23 protein-coding genes and 1 other RNA gene are annotated in these 24,185 nt (G+C 37.8%); 13 read left to right on the top strand and 11 right to left on the bottom strand.

The window, feature by feature from the left end:
• Positions 1 to 81 precede the first annotated feature (81 nt).
• The 10 genes from murD (at position 82) to AC6H0J_RS08325 (ending at position 11,844) form a co-directional block, all read left to right on the top strand.
• Positions 82 to 1,395, top strand: a complete 1,314-nt coding sequence (murD, locus tag AC6H0J_RS08370) for a UDP-N-acetylmuramoyl-L-alanine--D-glutamate ligase (RefSeq protein ID WP_497513503.1) — start codon at positions 82 to 84, stop codon at positions 1,393 to 1,395.
• A 22-nt stretch (positions 1,396 to 1,417) separates the two neighbouring features.
• A complete protein-coding gene (gene ftsW / locus AC6H0J_RS08365; protein ID WP_046953575.1) occupies positions 1,418 to 2,602 on the top strand; it encodes a putative lipid II flippase FtsW in 1,185 nt (394 codons plus the stop codon).
• An 11-nt stretch (positions 2,603 to 2,613) separates the two neighbouring features.
• Positions 2,614 to 3,669, top strand: coding sequence for an undecaprenyldiphospho-muramoylpentapeptide beta-N-acetylglucosaminyltransferase (gene murG / locus AC6H0J_RS08360; protein WP_046953576.1), 1,056 nt, complete (start codon positions 2,614 to 2,616; stop codon positions 3,667 to 3,669).
• Between the two features lie 97 nt (positions 3,670 to 3,766).
• Positions 3,767 to 5,194, top strand: a complete 1,428-nt coding sequence (murC, locus tag AC6H0J_RS08355) for a UDP-N-acetylmuramate--L-alanine ligase (protein ID WP_046953577.1) — start codon at positions 3,767 to 3,769, stop codon at positions 5,192 to 5,194.
• An 85-nt stretch (positions 5,195 to 5,279) separates the two neighbouring features.
• The gene (locus tag AC6H0J_RS08350; RefSeq protein WP_118817418.1) at positions 5,280 to 6,200 is read left to right on the top strand and encodes a D-alanine--D-alanine ligase; all 921 of its coding nucleotides are present in this window, start codon (positions 5,280 to 5,282) and stop codon (positions 6,198 to 6,200) included.
• A complete protein-coding gene (locus AC6H0J_RS08345) occupies positions 6,200 to 6,964 on the top strand; it encodes a cell division protein FtsQ/DivIB (protein WP_046953579.1) in 765 nt (254 codons plus the stop codon). The genes AC6H0J_RS08350 and AC6H0J_RS08345 overlap by 1 nt, the downstream gene beginning before the upstream one ends.
• 15 nt (positions 6,965 to 6,979) lie before the next feature.
• Complete coding sequence (gene ftsA, locus AC6H0J_RS08340) at positions 6,980 to 8,257, top strand: cell division protein FtsA (protein ID WP_005646429.1); 1,278 nt, start codon at positions 6,980 to 6,982, stop codon at positions 8,255 to 8,257.
• 81 nt (positions 8,258 to 8,338) lie between these two features.
• A complete protein-coding gene (gene ftsZ, locus AC6H0J_RS08335; protein WP_005637676.1) occupies positions 8,339 to 9,601 on the top strand; it encodes a cell division protein FtsZ in 1,263 nt (420 codons plus the stop codon).
• 43 nt (positions 9,602 to 9,644) lie between these two features.
• The gene (gene lpxC, locus AC6H0J_RS08330) at positions 9,645 to 10,562 is read left to right on the top strand and encodes a UDP-3-O-acyl-N-acetylglucosamine deacetylase (RefSeq protein ID WP_005630366.1); all 918 of its coding nucleotides are present in this window, start codon (positions 9,645 to 9,647) and stop codon (positions 10,560 to 10,562) included.
• Between the two features lie 124 nt (positions 10,563 to 10,686).
• The gene (locus AC6H0J_RS08325; RefSeq protein ID WP_046953538.1) at positions 10,687 to 11,844 is read left to right on the top strand and encodes a chorismate mutase; all 1,158 of its coding nucleotides are present in this window, start codon (positions 10,687 to 10,689) and stop codon (positions 11,842 to 11,844) included.
• 39 nt (positions 11,845 to 11,883) lie between these two features.
• Here AC6H0J_RS08325 and rapZ read toward each other — a convergent pair whose 3' ends face one another.
• Genes rapZ through yjgA form a run of 6 tightly spaced genes read right to left on the bottom strand, consistent with a single transcriptional unit; the run spans position 11,884 to position 15,675 of the window.
• Positions 11,884 to 12,741, bottom strand: coding sequence for an RNase adapter RapZ (gene rapZ / locus AC6H0J_RS08320; RefSeq protein WP_005637682.1), 858 nt, complete (start codon positions 12,739 to 12,741; stop codon positions 11,884 to 11,886).
• A gap of 15 nt (positions 12,742 to 12,756) precedes the next feature.
• Positions 12,757 to 13,251 carry a PTS IIA-like nitrogen regulatory protein PtsN gene (ptsN, locus tag AC6H0J_RS08315; RefSeq protein WP_046953537.1) on the bottom strand — a complete coding sequence of 165 codons (495 nt, stop codon included), beginning with the start codon at positions 13,249 to 13,251 and terminating at the stop codon, positions 12,757 to 12,759.
• Positions 13,252 to 13,253: 2 nt separating this feature from the next.
• Positions 13,254 to 13,979: an LPS export ABC transporter ATP-binding protein gene (gene lptB, locus AC6H0J_RS08310; protein ID WP_497513498.1), complete on the bottom strand. Its 726-nt coding sequence runs from the start codon at positions 13,977 to 13,979 to the stop codon at positions 13,254 to 13,256.
• Positions 13,980 to 13,982: 3 nt separating this feature from the next.
• The gene (gene lptA, locus AC6H0J_RS08305) at positions 13,983 to 14,501 is read right to left on the bottom strand and encodes a lipopolysaccharide transport periplasmic protein LptA (protein ID WP_046940025.1); all 519 of its coding nucleotides are present in this window, start codon (positions 14,499 to 14,501) and stop codon (positions 13,983 to 13,985) included.
• Entirely contained in the window at positions 14,482 to 15,090 is a 609-nt protein-coding gene (gene lptC / locus AC6H0J_RS08300; RefSeq protein WP_497513497.1) for an LPS export ABC transporter periplasmic protein LptC, read from the bottom strand. Before lptC ends, lptA begins: the two co-directional genes overlap by 20 nt.
• A gap of 48 nt (positions 15,091 to 15,138) precedes the next feature.
• Positions 15,139 to 15,675 (bottom strand): ribosome biogenesis factor YjgA, encoded by a 537-nt coding sequence (yjgA, locus tag AC6H0J_RS08295; protein ID WP_497513495.1) that lies wholly within the window; start codon positions 15,673 to 15,675, stop codon positions 15,139 to 15,141.
• A gap of 88 nt (positions 15,676 to 15,763) precedes the next feature.
• Here yjgA and pmbA point away from each other — a divergent pair, with 88 nt between their 5' ends.
• A complete protein-coding gene (gene pmbA, locus AC6H0J_RS08290) occupies positions 15,764 to 17,119 on the top strand; it encodes a metalloprotease PmbA (RefSeq protein ID WP_497513493.1) in 1,356 nt (451 codons plus the stop codon).
• Positions 17,120 to 17,331: 212 nt separating this feature from the next.
• Complete coding sequence (hpt, locus tag AC6H0J_RS08285) at positions 17,332 to 17,871, top strand: hypoxanthine phosphoribosyltransferase (protein WP_050847226.1); 540 nt, start codon at positions 17,332 to 17,334, stop codon at positions 17,869 to 17,871.
• A 56-nt stretch (positions 17,872 to 17,927) separates the two neighbouring features.
• Here hpt and nrdG read toward each other — a convergent pair whose 3' ends face one another.
• Complete coding sequence (nrdG, locus tag AC6H0J_RS08280; RefSeq protein ID WP_046953531.1) at positions 17,928 to 18,395, bottom strand: anaerobic ribonucleoside-triphosphate reductase-activating protein; 468 nt, start codon at positions 18,393 to 18,395, stop codon at positions 17,928 to 17,930.
• A gap of 128 nt (positions 18,396 to 18,523) precedes the next feature.
• Between nrdG and ffs the strand changes: the two genes are divergently transcribed.
• Positions 18,524 to 18,622: signal recognition particle sRNA small type (ffs, locus tag AC6H0J_RS08275), an RNA gene on the top strand.
• A 19-nt stretch (positions 18,623 to 18,641) separates the two neighbouring features.
• Here ffs and cydC read toward each other — a convergent pair.
• The 4 genes from cydC to AC6H0J_RS08255 form a co-directional block, all read right to left on the bottom strand.
• Positions 18,642 to 20,372 (bottom strand): heme ABC transporter ATP-binding protein/permease CydC, encoded by a 1,731-nt coding sequence (cydC, locus tag AC6H0J_RS08270; protein ID WP_046953530.1) that lies wholly within the window; start codon positions 20,370 to 20,372, stop codon positions 18,642 to 18,644.
• Positions 20,372 to 22,132 carry a heme ABC transporter permease/ATP-binding protein CydD gene (gene cydD, locus AC6H0J_RS08265; RefSeq protein WP_046953529.1) on the bottom strand — a complete coding sequence of 587 codons (1,761 nt, stop codon included), beginning with the start codon at positions 22,130 to 22,132 and terminating at the stop codon, positions 20,372 to 20,374. The genes cydC and cydD overlap by 1 nt, the downstream gene beginning before the upstream one ends.
• 62 nt (positions 22,133 to 22,194) lie before the next feature.
• Positions 22,195 to 23,151, bottom strand: a complete 957-nt coding sequence (gene trxB / locus AC6H0J_RS08260) for a thioredoxin-disulfide reductase (protein WP_005646388.1) — start codon at positions 23,149 to 23,151, stop codon at positions 22,195 to 22,197.
• Between the two features lie 109 nt (positions 23,152 to 23,260).
• Positions 23,261 to 24,118 (bottom strand): co-chaperone YbbN, encoded by an 858-nt coding sequence (locus tag AC6H0J_RS08255; protein WP_046953528.1) that lies wholly within the window; start codon positions 24,116 to 24,118, stop codon positions 23,261 to 23,263.
• Positions 24,119 to 24,185: the final 67 nt, after the last annotated feature.

The following is a 24,185-nucleotide window of genomic DNA, read 5'->3' as shown; positions in this document are numbered from 1 at the left end:
ACCTTTTTTACGTTAGTAAAGGAAATTTATATTCCATCAATAATATAATTTTAAAATTTATAGCAATTAAGAAGAAAGAAAATGAACGCCTATCAAAACAAAAATATTACTATCATCGGGCTTGGCAAAACAGGTCTTTCTTGCGTGGATTATCTCTTATCCCAACAGGCTAATATTCGTGTGATTGATACCCGAAAAAATCCTACTGGTGTTGATAAACTTCCTAAAAATATCCCTCTTCATACTGGTAGTTTAAATCAAGAATGGTTACTTGAAAGCGATATGATTGTTATCAGTCCAGGGCTTGCAGTAAAAACACCTGAAATTCAAACCGCACTTAAAGCCGGCGTAGAAGTAATCGGTGATATTGAATTATTCTGCTGCGCGGCGACAAAGCCAATTGTGGGGATTACAGGTTCAAATGGAAAAAGTACTGTTACTACTTTAGTTTATGAAATGGCGAAAGCTGCTGGCGTGAAAGTTGGTATGGGTGGCAATATTGGAATTCCAGCTTTGTCATTGTTGAATGAAGATTGTGAACTTTATGTACTAGAGCTTTCTAGTTTTCAACTTGAAACGACTTATAGCTTAAAAGCTGCCGCTGCAACTGTCTTGAACGTGACAGAAGATCATATGGATCGCTATGTGGATTTAGAAGATTATCGCCAAGCAAAATTACGCATTTATCACAATACTGAGGTCGGAGTTTTGAATAATGAGGATAAGCTGACTTTTGGTGAAGGTGAAAATCAAGCGAAACAAACCGTTTCTTTTGCGGAAAATACAGCAGATTATTGGCTAAAAACGGAAAACGGCAAGCAATACTTAATGGCAAAAGATGAAGTAATTTTGCCTTGTGAAGAAGCCACATTAGTCGGTCGCCATAATTATATGAACATTTTGTCGGCAACGGCATTGGCACAAGCTGTCGGTATTAATTTAGATTCAATTCGTACCGCACTTCATCATTTCAAAGGGTTAGATCATCGTTTTCAATTAGCGCATCAAGCTAATGGCATTCGTTGGATTAATGACTCTAAAGCAACAAATGTGGGGAGTACAGTTGCCGCATTAGCAGGCCTTTATGTTGAAGGCAAATTACATTTGTTGTTAGGTGGTGATGGAAAAGGAGCTGATTTTTCAGAATTAGCTGAATTAATTAATCAACCACATATTATTTGTTATTGTTTTGGTCGAGATGGAGCGCAACTCGCTAAGCTTTCATCGCAAAGCTATTTGTTCGATACAATGGAACAAGCGATAGAATTTTTACGCCCAACATTGCAAAGCGGAGATATGGTATTATTGTCGCCAGCTTGTGCAAGCCTCGATCAGTTTGCCTCTTTTGAAAAGCGCGGTGAAGAATTTACTCGTTTAGCTCAATATTTAGCCTAATTTAGTCATTAATAAAAATAAGATGGAATTTTTACAGAACATCAAAAAAAATTACGATGAATGGACACGCATCACACCGCAAGGTTTGCTGTATGATCGTGCGCTATTTTGGTTATTTGTTATTTTGCTTTTAATTGGTTTAGTTTCAGTAACATCTGCATCTATTCCTTATAGCTCTCGTTTATTTAATGATTCTTTTTACTTTGCAAAACGCGATGCTTTTTATGTATTTCTTTCTTTAGCGACTTGTTATGCCATGTTGTATATTCCAACTGAAAAGTTGGAAAAATGGAATGTAAATATTTTCTGGGCAGCTGTGGCTTTATTGATAGCCGTATTATTTATCGGTACATCAGTGAATGGTGCTAAACGTTGGATTTCATTGGGAATTTTGAATTTTCAGCCAGCTGAATTTGCGAAGCTTGCACTGACTTGTTTTTTGGCAAGCTATTTTACTCGTCGTTATGATGAGGTAAGAGGTAGAAAATTTAGTGCGATAAAACCCTTTATTGTAATGGGCGTGATGGGGATGTTCCTCTTAGTTCAGCCTGATATGGGAAGTACAGTTGTACTGTTTGTTATTACTTTCGGTATGCTATTTATCGTCGGCGCGCACTTTTTCCAATTTATTTTGCTTGGTGCAACAGGTGTAATTCTTGGCGCTTGGTTAATCATCTCTGCTTCTTATCGTTTAAAACGTTTCACCGGTTTTTTAGATCCATTTAAAGACCCTTATGGTACAGGCTTCCAATTAACGAACTCTCTTATGGCATTTGGTCGTGGAGAAATAACGGGGGAAGGGTTAGGTAATTCAATTCAAAAACTAGATTATTTACCTGAAGCGCATACTGACTTTATCATGGCTATTATTGGTGAAGAGTTTGGCTTTATAGGCATTTTAATTGTTGTTATTTTGCTCGGCTTGCTTGTATTTCGTGCGTTGAAGATCGGAAAGGAATCTTTAATGTTAGAACAACGTTTTAGAGGATTTTTAGCTTTAGGCATTGGCTTTTGGATTTTCTTCCAAGGCTTTGTTAATTTAGGTATGGCACTTGGAATGTTGCCGACTAAAGGTTTAACCTTTCCACTCGTGAGTTATGGTGGTTCGAGTATTATTATTATGTCAGCGACTATTGGCATTTTATTACGTATTGATCACGAAAACCGTTTACTTCGCGCAGGTCAAGCTCGCCTACGCGATGATTAGAGATAAAGAAGATGAAAAATAAAAAATTATTAGTGATGGCTGGTGGAACAGGTGGCCATGTTTTTCCAGCGATAGCTGTTGCTCAAGTTTTACAAAAACAAGGATGGGATATTTGCTGGTTAGGTACGAAAGATCGAATGGAGGCTCACCTTGTACCAAAACATGGAATCCCGATTAGATTTATCCAAATTTCGGGTTTGCGTGGTAAAGGTATAAAAGCTTTATTAAGCGCTCCTTTTGCTATTTTCCGAGCTATATTGCAGGCAAAAAAAATTATTCAAGAAGAAAAGCCTGATGCTGTACTTGGAATGGGGGGGTATGTTTCAGGTCCTGGTGGTCTTGCTGCAAAACTTTGTGGTGTACCGATAATTTTGCATGAACAAAATGCGATAGCGGGTTTAACGAATAAATGGTTAGCAAAAATTGCAACTCGTGTATTGCAAGCATTTCCAAGTGCTTTTCCTCATGCTGAAGTTGTTGGTAATCCAGTTCGGGAAGATTTATTTAAGATGCCATATCCTGAAGTTCGTTTTGCGGAGCGTGAGGAGAAATTACGTGTCTTAGTGGTCGGTGGTAGCCAAGGCGCGAGAGTGCTTAACCATACTTTACCTAAAGTAGTCGCCCAGCTTGCAGATAAATTAGACGTTCGTCATCAAGTAGGTAAAGGTGCGGTAGAAGACGTTAGCAAACTTTATGGCGAGAATTCAGAACAAGTTAAAATAACAGAATTTATTGATGATATGGCTGAGGCTTATGCCTGGGCAGATGTGATAATTTGCCGTTCTGGCGCATTAACTGTATGTGAAATTGCGGCAGTTGGCACTGCAGCTATTTTTGTACCTTTCCAACATAAAGATCGTCAACAATATTTGAATGCGAAATATTTGGCGGACGTGGGTGCCGCAAAGATTGTAGAACAGGCAGATTTAACGCCTGAAATTCTGGTGAATTATTTAAAAAACTTTACTCGTGAAAATTTATTACAAATGGCTGAGAAAGCGAAAGCAATGTCGACACCTCTCTCTGCACACCGAGTTTCTGAGGTTATTATAGAAAATTCAAACTAACTGACATTCCAAAGAATAAGAAAAATATTGCGATTTTTAACCGCACTTTTAGAATAGGCACCAATATTTTGCCAAATGTGTCAAAAAGGAAAAATAAATGAAACATTCCCACGAAGAAATTAGAAAAATTATCCCTGAAATGCGTCGAGTGCAACAAATTCATTTTATTGGAATTGGTGGCGCAGGAATGAGTGGTATTGCTGAGATTTTATTGAATGAAGGCTATCAAATCTCTGGTTCAGATATTGCTGATAGCTTAGTAACTCAACGTTTAGCTCAGGCTGGAGCAAAAATTTACATTGGCCATGCAGAAGAACATATTGAAGGTGCCAGTGTTGTTGTCGTATCCAGTGCGATAAAAGATGATAACCCTGAATTAGTTGCAGCAAAACAAAAACGTATTCCAGTGATTCAACGAGCACAAATGTTGGCTGAAATCATGCGTTTCCGCCATGGTATTGCTGTTGCAGGAACCCATGGGAAGACGACAACAACCGCTATGATTTCCATGATTTACACTCAAGCAAAGCTCGATCCAACGTTCGTTAATGGTGGTTTAGTGAAATCAGCAGGTAAAAATGCACATCTAGGCGCAAGTCGTTATTTAATTGTAGAAGCGGATGAAAGTGACGCCTCGTTTTTGCATTTGCAGCCAATGGTATCTGTTGTGACTAATATGGAACCAGATCATATGGATACCTACGAAGGTGATTTCGAAAAAATGAAAGCGACCTATGTGAAGTTTCTACATAATTTACCCTTCTATGGTTTAGCCGTGATGTGTGCAGATGATCCAGTATTAATGGAACTTGTGCCAAAAGTTGGTCGCCAAGTGATTACATATGGTTTTAGTGAACATGCAGATTATCGCATTGAAGATTATGAACAAACAGGTTTTCAAGGTCATTACACAGTGATTTGCCCAAATAATGAACGTATTAATGTACTGTTAAATGTGCCAGGAAAACATAATGCGTTAAATGCAACGGCTGCACTTGCTGTAGCAAAAGAAGAAGGTATTGGCAATGAAGCTATTTTAGAAGCCCTTGCTGATTTCCAAGGTGCAGGTCGTCGCTTTGATCAGTTAGGTGAGTTTATTCGTCCAAATGGTAAGGTTCGTTTAGTTGATGATTATGGTCATCACCCAACAGAAGTGGACGTAACGATTAAAGCCGCACGAGAAGGATGGGGAGATAAACGTATTGTTATGATTTTCCAACCGCATCGTTATTCTCGTACTCGTGATTTATTTGATGATTTTGTACAAGTGCTTTCGCAAGTGGACGCATTAATTATGCTTGATGTGTACGCAGCGGGAGAAATGCCGATTGTTGGAGCTGATAGTAAATCTCTTTGTCGCTCCATTAGAAATTTAGGAAAAATCGATCCAATCTTGGTTTCTGACACATCACAATTAGGCGACGTTCTTGATCAAATTATTCAAGATGGCGATTTGATTTTGGCGCAAGGTGCGGGTAGCGTAAGTAAAATCTCTCGTGGCTTAGCTCAATCTTGGAAAAATTAAGACTTTTATAAATAGATTTTAGAAATTTGAGATGGTCTTATTTATTAATAAAGACCATCATAATAAGATATATAAGTAGGATAAAATGAATTTAAAACAAGAAAAAATTGCAGTGTTATTAGGCGGAACATCCGCTGAGCGTGAAGTTTCTCTCAATTCAGGTAAAGCGGTATTAGAGGCTTTATTAAACCAAGGTTATGATGCTCATCCTATTGATCCTAAAGAATATAATGTAGATAATCTTAAAAAGGATGGTTTTCATCGAGTGTTTAATATTTTGCATGGCCGAGGTGGTGAAGATGGCACAATACAAGGTTTATTAGAGCAAATTGGTTTACCTTACACTGGTTGCGGAGTGATGGCTTCAGCATTAACTATGGATAAAATGCGTACAAAAATGTTGTGGAAGGCATTTGGATTACCTGTAGCAGATATGGAAGTAGTAACCCGAGAAACCTTTGCTGAATTAGACGCTCAGGCTGTAGTGGAAAAACTAGGCTTACCATTAATGGTGAAACCTTCTTTGGAAGGCTCTAGTGTTGGATTAACTAAAGTTAAAGCCGTGGATGAGCTAAAAAGTGCGGTGGAATATGCACTTAAATTTGATAATACGATTCTGATTGAAGAATGGTTAGCTGGCGATGAATTAACAGTGCCCGTATTGGATAGCCAGGTACTTCCAGCTATTCGTATTGTTCCTGAAGGTGAGTTCTATGATTACAATGCGAAATATATTTCTGATAATACTCAATATTTCTGTCCTGCAGGTTTAACGCCTGAGCGCGAGCAAGAGTTAGCTATATTAGTGAAACGCGCTTATGATGCAGTAGGATGTCGTGGTTGGAGCCGTATTGATGTTATGTGCGATGCGAAAGGTAATTTCCGTTTAGTTGAAGTGAATACGAATCCAGGAATGACGAGCCATAGTTTATTCCCAAAATCTGCCGCAAGCGTGGGTATTTCTTTTGAACAGCTTGTTGTGAAAATCTTGGAGCTAAGTGTGTAATGAACATTCTGAAAAGGAAAACTCCACAGAATATTCGTTTTAGTGAACAAAAGCCTAAATATTATTTTCATATTCGGGCTTTCTTGGCTTTGCTTGGTATACTTTTTGCTCTTAGCATCTATTTTAATTGGCAAACTCTGCTAGAGAAAATGGATGATAAGCCTATTAGTGGTTTTGCATTGGCTGGACAAAAGATTTTTACCACGGATGCCGATATTAAGGAAAGCTTATTAAAAATGGGTTCTCTTAAAGGGTTTTGGGGGCAAGATGTCGAGCCAATTCAAGCGCAAATAGAAGCTTTACCTTGGGTTAAAAGCTCAATTGTGCGAAAAATATGGCCAAATCGTTTAAGTATTTGGATTACTGAATATCAACCAGTGGCATTTTGGAATCAGAACCAATTTGTTACTCAGGATGGTGTTGTATTCCAACTTCCAATTGAACGCTTAAAAGAGAATACTTTGCCTTATTTAGGTGGGCCAGATTATCAAAGTTTAAAAGTATTGGAAGCATGGAATCAGATTTATGCCGATTTTAAATCAAAAAATTTAATTGCAAAAGGCATGAATATTGATGAACGCGGTGCATGGCAAGTAACACTTGATAATGACATTGTGTTAAAGTTAGGTCGTGGAGAATGGAAATCTAAGCTTGAACGATTTGTCACGATTTATCCGCAAGTTGATGTTCCAGAAAATAAAAAAATAGATTATGTAGATTTACGATATGCGGCAGGTGCTGCTGTGGGTATGGCTGATAAATAAAAACTAGGTGCGAAAATGGTTAAAGGTGTGGAAGCTAAAACAATTGTAGGATTAGAAGTCGGTACGTCAAAAGTTGTTGCCGTAGTGGGCGAGGTATTTCCTGATGGTGTAGTGAATGTGTTAGGTGTTGGTAGTTGCCCATCTAAAGGGATTGATCGTGGCAGTATCACCGATCTTGAAGCTGTCGTAAATTCTATTCAAAGAGCCATTGAAGCCGCTGAATCTATGGCTGATTGTCAGATTATGAGTGTCACTTTGGCAATTACTGGTGAACATATTCAAAGTTTAAATGAAAGTGGTTTTGTGCCAATTTCAGATGGCGAAGTAACACAAGATGAAATTGATTCCGCACTGCATACAGCGAGCTCCATCAAGTTGCCTGAAGGCTTATCCTTATTGCATGTGATTCCTCAAGAATATGCGGTGGATCGCCAGTTGAATATTAAAAATCCATTGGGTTTGCAAGGTGTTCGTTTAAAAGCACAAGTACATTTAATCGCCTGTCATCAAGATTGGCAAAACAACCTGAAAAAAGCGGTTGAGCGCTGTGGTTTACAAGTGGATAAAGTCGTTTTTTCTGGTTTTGCAGCAACACATTCAGTATTAACCGAAGATGAAAAAGATCTTGGTGTTTGCTTGATAGATTTCGGTGCAGGCACAATGAATGTGATGGTTTATACAAACGGAGCATTACGTTTCAGTAAGGTTATTCCTTATGCGGGAAATATTGTGACTAACGATATTGCCCACGCTTGTACTATTTCGCGTGCAGAAGCTGAACGAATTAAAGTTAATTATGCAAGTGCATTTTACCCGGCTCGTTTGCACGGTGATAAAAAAATTGAAGTTGCAAGTATTGGTGGGCGAGCACCTCGTTCATTAACAAAGAGTGATTTATCCTTAATTACATCTGCTCGCTACACGGAACTTCTAGGTGTTGTGAAAGATGAATTAGATAAATTAAAGTCTGAGTTGGAAACAAAACATGTGAAGTTTGAGCTTATTGCTGGCGTAGTGATTACTGGCGGTGGGGCCCAAATAGAAGATTTGAAAGAATGTGCATCTGACGTATTTAATTGCCAAGTACGTATTGGTAGCCCGCTGAATATTACTGGATTGACAGATTACGTGAATCGTCCTCAATATTCAACGGTGGTGGGTTTGTTGCAGTATAACCATAGTAACAGTGATGATGATTTGATTTCAGGAAATGATGAATCTGATGACGGAGTACTAAAACCAATTTGGAATGGAATTAAAAAAATTGTGAATAAAGTGCGGTCAGAATTTTGATTATTTTGATTTTTCATCTACAATAGAGAGAATTTAGGTTTTATATTGAGCCAGCTTATCTGGCTTTAACGGAGAACATCAATGCTATACCCAGAGTACCCTGAGTACGATAATTTTAATGAATCCGGCGCACTGATCAAAGTCGTAGGCGTTGGCGGCGGTGGCGGTAATGCTGTAAACCATATGGTTATGAGTATGGTAAAGCAAGAAATGGGTGGTACTTATTTAGGTGAAAGCTCATTAACTTCAGAAGAGCATGGTCGTATTATTTTTTACGCTGTAAATACAGATGCTCAAGCATTACGTAAAAGCCAAGTTCAACAAACCGTACAAATTGGTGGAGAAACTACCAAAGGTTTAGGCGCTGGGGCAAATCCAAATGTTGGCCGTAAAGCTGCGGAAGATGATCAGGAAGAAATTCGCAAAATGCTTGAAGGTGCGGATATGGTCTTTATTGCAGCTGGTATGGGGGGGGGCACTGGTACTGGTGCAGCGCCTGTTGTCGCAAAAATTGCTAAAGAATTGGGCATTTTAACTGTTGCTGTTGTGACCAAGCCATTTGCTTTTGAAGGCAAAAAGCGTATGCAATTTGCAGAGCTTGGTATTAAAGATTTAGCTCAGTATGTTGATTCGATGATAATTATTCCTAATCAACAAATCCAAAAAGTTCTCCCTAAAAATGCTAAATTAATTGATGCTTTTGCTGCAGCAAACGATGTGTTACGTAATTCGGTTATGGGTATTTCGGATATGATTACATCGCCTGGCCTAATCAATGTGGACTTTGCCGATGTAAGAACAGTTATGTCTGAAATGGGACAAGCGATGATTGGTTTCGGTTCTGCTATTGGTGCTGCAGGTGAGGGTAGAGCAGAAGAAGCCGCTCGTATTGCAGTGCGTAATGATTTATTGGAAAAAATCGATCTTTCTAATGCTAAAGGTATTTTGGTAAACATCACAGCTGGTATGGATCTTTCTTTTGAAGAATTTAATATTGTTGGTGAAACTGTCGGTAGCTTTGCTTCAGAAGATGCAACAGTGGTTATTGGTACGAGTTTAGTGCCTGAGATGAGTGATGAAATTCGAGTGACTATTGTGGCAACAGGATTAGGCGAAATCGCTCCAACTGAGTCTGTTCAAGTATTGCGTCCTTCTCGTCCAGTTGAGCCAGAAGGTACAGGTCGCGTAAATATTGTGCCTGATATACATACTCGTGAGCCTGTAGAAACTCAAAAAACTCCAGCAGAAGAATATCATCGTCCGTTGGATAAACCTATCACAGATCGTTTAGAAGCATTTAAGAAAAATAGTTTCTTTAATCCTGCACAACGTGAAGAGAATTAATTTAATTGGTTTTAAGAAATACCTGGAATATTAAGGTAGTAGAATGATTAAACAAAGAACATTAAAACAAAGTATTAAAGTAACAGGCGTTGGTTTGCATAGCGGTAAGAAAGTGACTTTAACATTACGTCCTGCTATGCCAAATACTGGTGTTGTTTACTATCGTACAGATTTAAATCCAGCTGTGGCATTCCCAGCTGATCCTAATTCAGTACGTGATACAATGCTTTGTACTGCATTAATTAATGAGCAAGGTGTACGAATTTCTACCGTTGAACATTTGAATGCAGCATTATCTGGTCTTGGTATTGATAATATCATTATTGAGGTTGATGCGCCTGAGATTCCTATTATGGATGGTAGCGCGAGTCCATTTATCTATTTGTTATTAGATGCTGGAATTGAAGAACAAAATGCACCTAAGAAATTTATTCGTATTAAAGAATATGTTCGAGTTGAAGATGGTGATAAATGGGCTGAATTTAAACCTTACAATGGTTTCCGTTTAGATTTCACTATTGATTTTGATCATCCTGCTATTGGCAAAAATGTTCGTAATTATGTCATGGATTTCTCTGCTCAAGCATTTGTTCATCAAATTAGTCGAGCAAGAACATTTGGTTTCATGAAAGATATAGAATATCTTCAATCTCAAGGTTTAGCATTAGGTGGTAGCCTTGATAATGCTATTGTTCTTGATGATTATAGAATTTTAAATGAAGATGGCTTACGCTTTAAAGATGAACTTGTTCGTCATAAAATGTTAGATGCAATTGGCGATCTTTATATGGCTGGTTATAACATTATTGGTGATTTTAAAGCTTATAAGTCTGGTCATGGTTTAAATAACAAGTTACTACGTGCTGTATTAGCAAATCAAGAAGCGTGGGAGTTTGTAACTTTCGAAGATAAAGAACAAGTACCGCAAGGATATGTTGCTCCTGTTCAAGTATTTATCTAATCATTTTATTTTTGAAAAAGCTATATTTCTGCTAAGAAGTATAGCTTTTTTATTTTCATCGCACTTTAAATGGCTAATGCTTAAAAGTGCTGTTTGTTTTTCTCGTTTTTTATAAGAGGATGCTATGAAGCTAGAATTATCTGAAATTCGTCAACAAATTACGCAAATAGACCGTAGTTTATTAAAATTGCTTTCTGAGCGTCATCGTTTAGCTTTCGATGTAGTGAGAAGTAAAGAGATCTCGCAAAAAGCTTTACGTGATGTAGAGCGAGAACAGCAACTTTTACAAGAATTAGTTCAATTTTCAGAAAATGAGAATTATCAACTTGAACCACAATATATCACTTCAATTTTCCAAAAAATTATTGAAGATTCAGTATTGACCCAGCAAGTCTATTTGCAGAATAAACTTAATGAACAACGTAATCAAAATTTACATATTGCTTTTTTAGGTAAGAGAGGGTCTTATTCAAATTTAGCTGCACGTAATTATGCTGCTCGTTATCAAAAACAATTTGTAGAGCTAGGATGTCAGTCTTTTGAGCAAGTATTTGAAAAAGTGCAAAATGGTGAAGCAGATTTTGGTGTATTGCCTTTAGAAAATACAACATCAGGCGCTATTAATGAGGTCTATGATTTGCTCCAGCATACTGACTTATCATTAGTAGGCGAGCTAGCTTACCCAATTCAGCATTGTGTTTTGGTAAATGGCACGACTGAATTAAGTCAAATCGATACTTTATATAGTCATCCTCAAGTGATTCAACAATGTAGTCAATTTATACATAGTCTTGATCGAGTACATATTGAGTATTGTGAAAGTAGCTCCCATGCAATGCAACTTATTGCAAGTTTAAATAAGCCGAATATTGCGGCATTAGGGAATGAAGATGGTGGTAAATTATATGGACTTAGCGTATTAAAAACTAATATTGCTAATCAAGAGAACAACATTACGCGTTTTATTGTCGTTGCTAAAGAACAGCGTGAGGTTTCACCACAGATCCCGGCAAAAACATTATTGTTAATGACAACTTCACAGCAAATTGGCTCATTAGTTGATGCACTTTTAGTTTTCAAAAAACATCAAATTAATATGACGAAATTAGAGTCTCGTCCAATTTATGGGAAACCTTGGGAAGAAATGTTTTATCTCGAAATAGAAGCGAATATCCATCATCCTGATATTCAGCAAGCTTTGGAAGAGTTAAAGAATTGTAGTAACTATCTAAAGATTTTAGGTTGTTATCCTAGCGAGATTGTAAAACCAGTTAATTTATAAGAAAGTGCGGTCAATAAAATTATTTTTGACCGCACTTTTTTATGCTTTTTTATTTCGTTCTAAAGATTTGTGCTGAATTTGGACTATTTTCCCTTTAGCTTGAAAATATTCGCCTAACTGCTGTGCTATATAAACGGAGCGGTGTTTTCCCCCAGTACATCCAATAGCAATGGTTAAATAGCTACGATTGTTTTTTTCTAACATTGGCAACCAAGTATCAATATAGTTACGAGTGAGGTAGATAAATTCATTCACTTGCGTGTGACTATTTAGAAATTCTGCTACTGGTGCATCTAATCCTGTCATTGGGCGTAATGTTGGATCCCAATGTGGGTTAGGTAAGAAACGTACATCGAAAACATAATCAGCATCTAAAGGAATTCCATATTTAAAGCCAAAAGATTCAACAACGATTTTTAGTTCTTTATCACTATTTCCTCGTAAAAATTCGCGTAGGCGTTCCGCAAGGGTATGAGTAGAAAGATGAGTGGTATCAATAATAAAGTTTGCGTGTTGAATTAATGGCTCAAGGTAGCGATATTCTTCATCTATTGCTGCTTCAAGAGATAAATCTTTCAAGGAAAGTGGGTGCAGACGGCGTGAATCGCTATAACGACGAATCAATGTGCCACGATCTGCTTCAAGGAAAATAATCTTTAATTGATGATATTTTTGTAAGGTATTTAGAGTTTGTTCAAGAGTATTGGCTGAATTAGGAATATTACGAATATCAAGGCTGATTGCGACCGAAGATTGGGATTGGGATAGAATATCCGTCAATTGAGGAAGTAAATCTAGAGGAATATTATCAACACAATAATATCCGGCATCTTCTAATGCTCGTAAGGCTACAGATTTTCCTGCGCCAGAACGTCCACTAATAATGATAATTTCCATAATTCCCCCTTTAAATTATTCTTGCGTTTCTTCCGGCGAACTTTCTGCTCTATCTGAAATCTCAAAAACTTGCCAAATTTCATCCGCACTTTTGGCGGAGCGTAATTGTTTTAACATATTTTTATCGGTAAGTTTTTCGATTAATGATGCCAAGATAGGGATGTATGTTTCGCACTGATTCTCCGGAATGAGTATAGCAAAAATTAAATCTACAGGTTTACCATCAAGCGAATCATAATTAATTGGGGTATCCAATTGCATAAACATGGCAATTGCTTTGTCACATACCTCAAGAGGCATTTTCGCCTTAGGCATTGCTATGCCATTGCCTAGCCCTGAGTTACCCAGCTTTTCTCGCTCAAAAAGGGATTCAAAGCACGCTTGTTCACCTTTATCACAGTGAAGTTTTTCTTCTACAAAATGTGCGATAGATTCAAATAATCGTTTTTTGCTAGAAAAACTAACGCCTTGACGAATATTCTCAGGGCTTAATAGTTCAGTTATTTTCATTTTTATAATTTGAATTGTTCGCCTAAATAAACTCGTTTAACGTGTTCATCGTTCATAACTTGTTCTGGTGTACCCGTTGCGATAATTTTACCTTCGCCAACAATATAAGCGCGTTCACATACATCAAGTGTTTCACGTACATTATGATCGGTAATCAAAACACCTAATCCTCGGTTACGTAAGTCGGTGATAATTTTCTTAATATCGCTCACAGAAATTGGATCTACACCAGCAAATGGCTCATCTAATAGAATAAACTTAGGATTTGCAGCTAATGCTCGTGCAATTTCCACTCGACGACGTTCACCGCCAGATAATGACTGACCTAAACTATCCCGAATATGGCCAATATTAAATTCCTCAATCAACTCATCAGCTTTTTCTCGACGTTGTTGAGAGGTTAAATCTTTGCGTATTTCTAATACAGCCATTAGATTTTCGTATACAGTCAAACGGCGAAAAATAGAGGCTTCTTGTGGCAAATAACCGATTCCACGTTGAGCACGATTATGCATTGGGAGCAAACTAATGTCTTCTCCGTCAATAATAATTTTACCTTGATCTTGGCGAACTAATCCGACAACCATGTAGAAGGTTGTTGTTTTCCCAGCACCGTTTGGTCCGAGCAAACCAACAATTTCATTAGAGTTTACAGTTAAACTTACATCCGAAACAACTTTACGGCTTTTATAGCTCTTAGCTAAACTTTCAGCAGTCAGAATTGACATAAATTACTTCCCTTTAGCTTGTTGTAATTGCGATGGAATAAGGACTGTGGTTACACGTGATTTTCCATTGCCATTAGCTTTAAGTTGCTGTTTTTTCACATCGTAGGTAATTAGTTGTCCATTAATCTTACTATCAAGTTGCTTTAATTCAGCATTGTCGGTTAATGTCAAAAATTCAGTACCAAGATCATAGTGAACTTTATTTGCTTTTCCATCCACTGGCTTACCATTATCTAGCTTTTGATGGAATGTTACTGGAGTACCAAATGCTTCTACGGTTTCTTTTTTGCCTGAATTTTCAGGTGGTCGCGTAATGACAACTTTATTTGCCTTGATTAAAATTGAACCCTGAGTAATTGAAACGTTATCAGTAAAAGTGACAACGCTTTTTTCCATATCTAATGATTGATTATCAGAAACAATGTTTATTGGTTGATTCGTATCATCTTTCAACGCGAAAGCAGAGAAAGAGGTCATGATTAATGCAGCGAGTAAAATAATTTTATTGTTTGTTAATTTCATAATATGTTTTTACCTGTTCTTTTAATGTTGCAAGTTGTTGGCGTAGATTGCCAACCATTTTTAAGCCAGTTGAGTTAAAATTTTGTCCGTTTATTTTTACCATTGTATCTGATGAAATATCTTGATTTTTTAAGTTAACCACAGCAACTTGTGTTTCGATTCGCTGTAACCGAGAAGTTGATTCTAAACTTTCAGCAATGACATCACCCTCTAAATAAAGCATTTCATCTTTCGTTAATTTGGCTTTTTTTGCGCTAAGTTTCCAACTTTGTGATTCTAATAATTTTGCTGGATTATTTGATTTTTCAGCATTATTAGATCTAGAGACATCGAATAAGTACACCAAAGGCATTTCAAACTCAGTATGGCCATCAACTGTATAATGTTTCACTTTGTCTGCGGTCGAGAGATATTGTTTCTTACCTTCAGGAGAAAACACCGTAGTTTCCATTTTATTTCCAATATAATCTGGACTATCTGGTTTTTTTACTAAGTTTGACAAATCAGGTTTATCGCTATTTAAAGAATAAAACCATCCCAGCGAACCGAGAGCGATAAGACCCAAAATTACATTCCAACGAATATTCATATTTTTAAATTTGTTACTCGAAAAGTGCGGATAAAAATTTAATATTTTTTAATCTTCTAACATCAATACTTTGAGCATTTGATAAATTTCTCGATAGGCTTTCGATGGTTTATTTTGCTCACGTTCTTTTTGTGCAGAACGAATAAGATTACGTAGTTGTTGACGATCTACATCAGGATAATCATTGAATAAATCGGTTAGGGCCTCATCACCTTTTTCTACTAATTCATCCCGCACTTTTTCGATTTTGTGCAGCATGGCCTGCTGTTGGTTATGTTTATTTTCGATTTTATCTAATGCTTCACGAATAGGCTCAACATCAATTCCTCGAAATAATTTGCCGATATACTGTAATTGACGGCGACGAGCTTCTTTTTGTAAACGCTGTGCAAGTTCAATGGCATCAAGTAAGGATTCATCAAGTGGGATTTTGGCAAGATTAGCTTTGGTTAAATTGACAATCTTTTCACCAAGTTGTTTTAAATCTTCAGCATCGCGTTTGATTTCGCTTTTACTTACCCAAATAATTTCTTCTTGCTCTTCATCTTCCCAATCGAAAGCTTCTTTTTTCTTACGTTTTGCCATAATTTCTCTCAACTAAAATTTGGCGCGTATTTTAGCACAAAGTTTCAAAATAATATAAAATGTGACAAATTTTTAACGGGAAAAAATAATGAAAATAGCCGAAAATCAAACCGCACTTTTGAAAGCTCAAGAACAAGAATTACGTCAAGCAGTTAGCTTTGCTGTTGAATTAGCAACAAAATCAGGCGCGACTGCAGAAGTCGCCGTCACTAAAGTGAGCGGATTATCAGTATCCACACGCTTGCAAGAAATTGAAAATGTTGAATTTACTAATGATGGTGCATTGGGGATCTCCGTTTATATAGGACAACAAAAAGGCAATGCATCAACATCAGATTTAAGTGAAGGCGCTATTCGAAACGCAGTGGAAGCCGCACTTGCTATTGCAAAATACACTTCACCCGATGATTGCACAGGCCTTGCAGATAAGGATTTAATGGCTTTTGATGCGCCTGATTTAGAACTTTATCATGCTGCTGATGTGGATGTTGATAAAGCAACAGAGCTTGCACTTCAGGCTGAAAAGGCGGCTTTAGAGGCGGATGAGCGTATTATAAATAGTAATGGTGCAAGTTTTAATTCACATACAGGCGTGAAAGTGTATGGAAATAGTCATGGCATGTTGCAAAGTTATTTATCAAGCCGTTATTCCTTATCTTGTTCGGTTATTGGTGGCATAGAAGATGCCTTAGAAAATGATTACGAATATACAATTTCTCGTGAATTTGACAAACTCCAATCGCCAATTTGGGTTGGAGAAAATTGTGCAAAGAAAGTCGTTTCTCGTTTAAATCCTCAAAAATTGAGTACACGAGAAGTGCCTGTCATTTTCTTAAATGATGTTGCAACGGGTCTTATTTCTCACTTTGCCGCTGCAATAAGTGGTGGCAGTTTATATAGAAAATCAAGTTTCTTGCTCGAACATTTGGGTAAACAGGTCTTACCAGATTGGTTCAATATCAGTGAGAGACCACATTTATTACGCCGTTTGGCTTCAACGCCTTTTGATAGTGAAGGTGTTCGTACGCAAGATCGTGAAATTGTTGAAGGTGGGATATTACAAACTTATTTAGTGACAAGTTACAGTGGTAAAAAACTCGGTATGCCAAGTACTGGCCATGCTGGTGGAATTCACAACTGGCTTGTTAAGCCAAACTTAACTGGAGGATTGACCGCACTTTTACGTCAAATGGGAACAGGATTATTAGTAACGGATGTCATGGGACAAGGTGTCAATATCGTTACAGGCGATTATTCGCGTGGTGCATCGGGTTTTTGGGTGGAAAATGGAGAAATTCAATATCCAGTAGCCGAAATTACTATTGCGGGGCAATTGCAAGATATGTTGAAGAATATGGTTGCCGTAGTGGATGATATAGAGCATCGTTCTAACATTCAAACTGGTTCTATTTTGTTAGATAAGATGAAAATTTCAGGAAATTAAAAAAATATTTTTAAAATTGAGAATTATTCTTATTGACAATAACTAAATGTCTGTTACTATACACACATCTGTTAAGCGATTGCAGGTTGCTCCAACAGGTAGAGTAGAAAGTAAATTCGTTAGGGTTCAAAAAGGCTGAAGGTTTAAACTTCAGCCTTTTTTTTGTAAAATAGCAAACGATTTTATCCCCTGTCATTTCATAAGGAAACACAATGAAAAAACACCACGTTGACGTTTTAATCTCAGAGAACGATGTTCATGCTCGTATTGCTGAATTAGGTGCTCAAATCACAAAATTTTATCAAGAAAAACAGATTGATAGCCTTGTTGTTGTGGGGCTTTTACGTGGTTCCTTTATGTTTATGGCAGATATCGTTCGTCAGATAAATTTACCTGTGGAAATTGAATTTATGACCACTTCAAGTTATGGCACAGGCATGACCACGAATCACGATGTTCGTATTACCAAAGATTTAGATGGTGATATAAAAGGTAAACACGTTTTAATTGTGGAAGATATTATTGATACGGGCTATACGTTGGAAAAAGTTCGTGATATTTTGAATTTGCGTGATCCTGCGAGCCTTGCAATTTGTACGTTACTTGATAAACCTTCTCGTCGGGAAGTGGAAGTGCCTGTTGAATGGGTTGGTTTTGAAATTCCTGATGAATTTGTGGTAGGGTATGGTATCGATTACGCGCAACGCCATCGTAATTTAGGCTACATCGGTAAAGTTGTTTTAGAAGAATAATTTGATTTTATTGAAAAGTGCGGTTGAAATTTTAAATGAATTTTTAGCCGCACTTTTTATAACTTAAATCGATGAATAATTTGGTTTGCTGATCCTCGCCAAACTAAACTTGGGTCAGCCTGTTCTTGAATAAATTTCCCATCAATTAACACATCAATATAAGGCAACATAGCACGTTGTTGTTTATCTAATTCATCTAGTTTATAACCCGTCCAAACCCAGATGTCTTTATCAGGGCATTCTCGTTTTACGCGTTGCACAAATGGCAATAATGTTTCTACGTTGCGCGGATGAAGTGGATCGCCACCTGAAAGCGTCAACCCTTGGCGTTTAATGCGTGTGTCTTTTAAATCATTGATGATTTGTTGTTCCATCTCTTCATCAAATAATACACCCGCTGAAAATGACCAACTTTTTTGGTTATAGCAACCTTTGCAAGCATGCGTACATCCACTGACGAAAAGTGTACATCTTGTACCTTCGCCATTGATCACATCGGTCGGGTAGTATTGGAGGTAGTTCATTTCATTAAAATCCTGAAAATGTGGCTTAAATTCTCGCCAAATTCACCGCACTTTTGAATTAGTCTTTGCAATACGGCGGTAATTTCTGCATAATAGCGCGCAATCGCATTGCGATATCAATGGAAACCTTCTCGGTCTCTCGCAACGGTGTCTGGTTTACTCGGTCAGGTCCGGAAGGAAGCAGCCAAAGTCGGAATTACTGTGTGCCGAGAAGAAGCTGGGAAGGTTTCCGCCCAACTTCCTTTCTTATACCCGCTCAATCAATCTTTTAAAGAACCCATTTTCTTTTGTGATTAAGCTATTGTAATCGCCTTCTTCGATTAATCTTCCGTTATCAATTACACAAATTTTATTGAATTGTTCAATTGAACTGAGACGGTGAGTGACCATAATTAGGGTTTTATTTTCGGCATGTTGTAGAATCAAACGTAAAATTTGACGTTCAGTTTCGCGATCTAAGCCTTCTGTTGGTTCATCCAATAATAAAATTGGCGCATTATTGAGTAAAATACGCGCTAAACCTAAACGGCGTTGTTCCCCACCGGAGAGTGGACGACCGCCATCACCAAGCCAAAGATTTAAACCTTTTCCTTCTTGCTCAAGTAATTTGCTTAAGCCAACTTGATGTAGCACTTCAATCATTTTCTCATCAGAAATTTCATCCGTACTTGCAAATTGTAAATTTTGACGAAGTGTATCGCTGAATACGTGAACACGTTGAGTTAAAAAACAAATTTTGCGGCGTAATGTCTCTTCTGAATATGCTGAAATGGGTTTTTCTGCTAATAAAAGTTCACCTTGATTCGCATCATAATTGCGCACTAAAAGTTGAAGGAGTGAAGATTTCCCACTTCCAGTTTTGCCTAAAATAGCAATTTTTTGGCGTTGTTCTAAATCTAATGTAAGATTTTTTAATACAAGCGTTTCTTGCCCTGGATAGGAAAAACTTAAATCCTTCGCAGAAATCAACCGCACTTTTGTTTCAAATTCCTCGTTGCCATTAAACTCAACAAGCGGTTTTTGCTCAATGATTTCGGTTACTCGATCTGCAGCAGCAATAACTTGACCTATATGCAAAAATGCTGCACCCAATGGCATGATGATCTCAAAGGCTGCAAGTGCAGCAAAAGTGAAAAGTGCAATATAAGCCGTGCGATATTCATCTGTGCCAAAATCGGCGTTACTTGCAAACCATAGCATTCCAGAAATTAATAAACCATTAAGAAAGAGAACAAGTGCGGTAGAAAATCCGCTTAATTTTGCTTCTTTGGCTTGATCTTCCTGCCATGTTTTTTCTGTAGCTGACATTTTCTCTTTTAATTTATCTTCCGCATTAAATAATAAAAGCTCGGCTTGTGCTTGGATAAATTCTAAAAACTGGGTTCGATAGGTCGCGCGTGCTTGGATTAAGCGTTCACCAAATTGCTGTCCTAGTCGATAGAAAACAGTTGGGATAATTATTAATAAAATTAACAAAAATAAGCCTAAACCAAGAGCGAGTGGAATATTGATAAAGCTAAGTCCAATCGTCATGGCAATGATTACAAATGCAGCAGTGAAAAATGGCGCAAGTAAACGTAAATAGAGACTATCAAGTGTATCCACATCGGACACTAAACGATTTAACAAATCGCTGTTGCGATAACGATTTAATACTGCTGGGCTTAAAGGAATGATTTTTTCAAATACTTGTACGCGTAATTTGGACAAAATACGGAATGTTGCATCATGCGTCACTATTTTTTCAAAATAGCGCATGACGGTTCGTCCGATAGCTAAACCTCGCACGCTGGCTGATGGGTAGAAAAAGTTAAATAGCGTGCCTAGTCCTGCAATGGCTGTAGCAGCTAAAAACCAGCCTGAAACGGTAAGCAAGCCCATGCTAGAGCCTAAGCCTAAAATCATCAGCACCAAGCCTAAAATAAGAGGAAATTTGGCGAATTTAAATAAACGTATAAACGGAAGTAATGTGCGCATTATTGGATATCCTGTTGTCGTTGAGCGAGTAGTTCAGCAAAGAAACCTTCATGTTGTAATTCGGCAAATTTACCTTGCTGTACTATTTCTCCTCGTTGCATCACAAAAATTTGATCACATTGTTTCAAATCTTCAATTCGGTGGGTAATCATCAGTGTAGTTTGATGCTGGCTTGCTTCATTCAATGCTTGTAAAACAAGATTTTCTGATTGCGCATCTAAGCTTGCGGTTGGCTCATCGAGCAGAAGCAAATCGCCTTTGCGTAACAGAGCACGAGCAATGGCAAGACGTTGCGCTTGACCCACAGAAACGCCTAATCCACCATCTTTTATTTCGTGATGAAGTCCAAGTTTATCGGTAAATTCTTTCGCTTGAGAACGCATTAATGCTTGATTAATTTCTTCATCGTTGGCTTGAATATCGCCAAGTAGTAAGTTTTCTTTAATTGTGCCTTGTAATAACAATGGATTTTGTCCTACCCAGGCAATATGTATGCGCCAGTCAGCTAGATTGCTTTCTCGAAGTTCTTGACCATTAATTTTGAGAGAGCCCTCATAAGGTAAAAAGCCCAAAATTACATTCATTAACGAGGTTTTCCCTGCGCCACTTTGTCCTACAAGTGCAACATTGTGATTTGCTGGGATTTGGAAATTTAACGGCTTGGTTAACGCTGAACCCTGTGTCGAAAGCACCACTAAATTTTCGGCAGAAATTTCAACCGCACTTTCTAAAGATATTGTTTTTTCATTTTGATGAACGGTTAAATAATCGGATTCTAAGAAATCAACAATGGCATCTGCTGCCCCAATACCCGCTGCTCGGTCGTGGTAATAAGCGCCAAGATCGCGTAAGGGTTGATAAAATTCAGGTGCAAGAATTAAACAAAAGAAACCTGTGAAAAGTGTAAGCGGTGCATTATAGGTGCCAAATTCAATTTGACCTAAGTAGCTAAAACCAAAATAGACCGCCATCAGTGCAATGGAAATAGAGGTAAAAAATTCCAATACGGCAGAAGAGAGAAAAGCGAGTTTTAGCACATCCATTGTGGTTTCACGGAAATCTTCAGTGGCATTTTCAATATGCGCTGTTTGTTCAGAAGTGCGGTTAAAAAGACGCAAGGTTTCTAAGCCGCGTAAGCGATCTAAAAATTGGGCACTGAGGCGAGAAAGGGTGTCCATATTTTTTTGGCTGTTGTCAGCCGCAGCAATACCGACAATGATCATAAACAGAGGAACAAGCGGTGCGGTAATCATTAAGATTAAGCCTGCAGCCCAGTTCAACGGAAATACAGCAATTAAAATAACGACTGGAACAATAGCGGAAAGGCTTTGTTGAGGCAGAAAACGGGCATAGAAATTATGTAAGTTTTCTACTTGTTCCAACATAATGCTTGCCCAACTTCCAGCTGGTTTTTGATTGATTGTCGCAGGGCCCACAAGATGTATTTTATCCAGAATTTTTTGACGAATATGATTGCGTAATAATTGTCCGCTTTGGAAACCAATTTTTTCTCGTGCCCATAAAATAATAGCACGCATCCCGAAGCCGATAATTAGCCCGAGAAAATAAGGAATAAGTTCATCACGAGGCACATTTTGCATAATCAGTTTATCAAGCAAAGTCGCAAGAAAATAAGTTTGCGCGACTAAAATGAGTGCAGAAAGCGTAGCTAGGACAATGTTTGCGCGCATTAATTTTTTGATAGGTTCCTGTTGTGCGCGAAGCCATTTTTGTAAATATTTTTGGCGAAGTTTGTTCATAGTTTTATCGTGATATAGAAAAAGTTCCCCTCTTTTAAAAAGAGGGGAATTAGTTAGAGAATTTATGCTTCTTGAGCATCTAAATAGCGTTCTGCATCCAATGCTGCCATACAACCTGTTCCGGCAGAGGTAATGGCTTGGCGATAATTGTGATCCATTACATCGCCAGCTGCGAACACGCCTTCCACAGAAGTGGCAGTTGCATTTCCTTCAAGACCAGATTTTACAACGATATAGCCATTATTCAATTCTAGTTGCCCTTGGAAAATTTCCGTATTTGGCGAGTGACCAATCGCTACGAATAAGCCATCTAATTTGAGTTCTTCTTTCTCCCCAGTTTTAGTGTTGGCTAAACGTAATCCGGTTACGCCCATGTTGTCACCCAACACTTCATCTAAAGTGCGGTCAGTATGCAGAACGATTTTTCCTTCTTCCACTTTTTTGTACAAACGGTCGATAAGGATTTTTTCCGCACGGAAGCTATCGCGACGGTGGATTAAATGCACTGTACTTGCGATATTGGCTAAGTAAAGCGCTTCTTCTACCGCAGTATTTCCACCACCAATCACACCAACTGGCTTATTACGATAAAAGAAACCATCACAGGTTGCACAAGCAGAAACGCCACGACCTTTGTAGTTTTCTTCTGAAGGTAAGCCAATATAGCGTGCAGAGGCGCCTGTTGCGATAATTAACGCATCACAAGTGAAATTTTGTACATCGCCAAAAAGTTTGAATGGGCGAGACGATAAATCTACGCGATTGATATGATCGAAGACGATTTCTGTTTCAAATTTTTCTGCATGTTGCAACATGCGTTGCATTAAACCTGAACCGGTAGTCATCTCAAAATCACCTGGCCAGTTTTCGATTTCATCTGTGGTGGTAAGTTGGCCACCTTGTTGCAAACCAGTCACTAATACAGGTTTTAAGTTTGCACGTGCCGCATAAATGGCTGCTGTATAACCAGCAGGGCCTGAGCCTAAAATTAAAAGTTTTGCGTGTTTGATATCTGACATAAAGAATCCTTGTTTTTCGTAAAAGGAGAATTAATTAAATTCAAGCTTATTCTAATGATTGCTATGCATGAAATTGTTCCATACAGCTTATCAATTATAAACCTTTCGATTAATAGAGCAGTGAATAAAGCAATCGGCGAAACTTATTTGTTAATGGATCAGCATTGCCCATTGCACTTAAAATGGATAAAAATTGTTGTTTCACTTCACCATTCTGTGCCCCTAAATCTGTTTTTAAAATACCGAAAAGTAGTGTCAGCGCTTCTTCATTTCGTCCAGCTTGATGAAGTTGTATAGCAAGTTTTATTGCAATTTCAGCTGTTGGGTTTTTAGCATAATCGGCTTGTAATTGCTGGATTTCAGGTGTATCGGCTGCTTGAATTTGTAGCTCAATTTGTGCCTGTAATCCGTGCCAACGGCTATCGCGATCTTGTAATGGAATTTGATTTAAAATTTCCTGTGCTGGCTCCGTTTTCTTCATTGCAATATAGGTTTCAGCGTAGAGTAGGGCAACATCACTATTTTTCTTATCGGAAAGCTCCCATGCGTCTTTCAACAATGGCAATGCAGCCTCATAGTTTTCTACTTGCAAGAAATCTAATGCTTGTTGGAATTTTAAATCTTCCTCTTTAGGTAAAATAATGCTTAATCGTTGGATTAACGACGCTTTATCAAGAGCACCTGGGAATGCATCTAATGCCTGTGCTTCTTTAAACAAATAGGTGGTTGGCAATGCTTGGATGCGGAATTGTGCGGCAATCATTTGCTCTTTTTCACAATTTACTTTCCCAAGAATAAATTGTCCTTGATATTGTTCTGCAACTTGCTCAAGTAGTGCCAAAAAATCCGCCGATTCTTTATGTGTTGGCGCGTAAAAATTGATGACAAGTGGTTTTTCTAAGGATTGTTGCAGTATTTCAGTAAGATTTTGTTCGTTGATGTCAACGATTAAAGGAAAATCAGCCATGTTTTATCCTTGTGAAAAAATAATGGCTGATTTTAGCAAAGTGCGGAAGATTTTAGAAACGTTTTAC

The organism is Haemophilus sp. THUN1691 (assembly GCF_059704425.1).
Note: the sequence above shows the minus strand (reverse complement) of the source record. Positions and strands in the feature narration are given on the sequence as shown.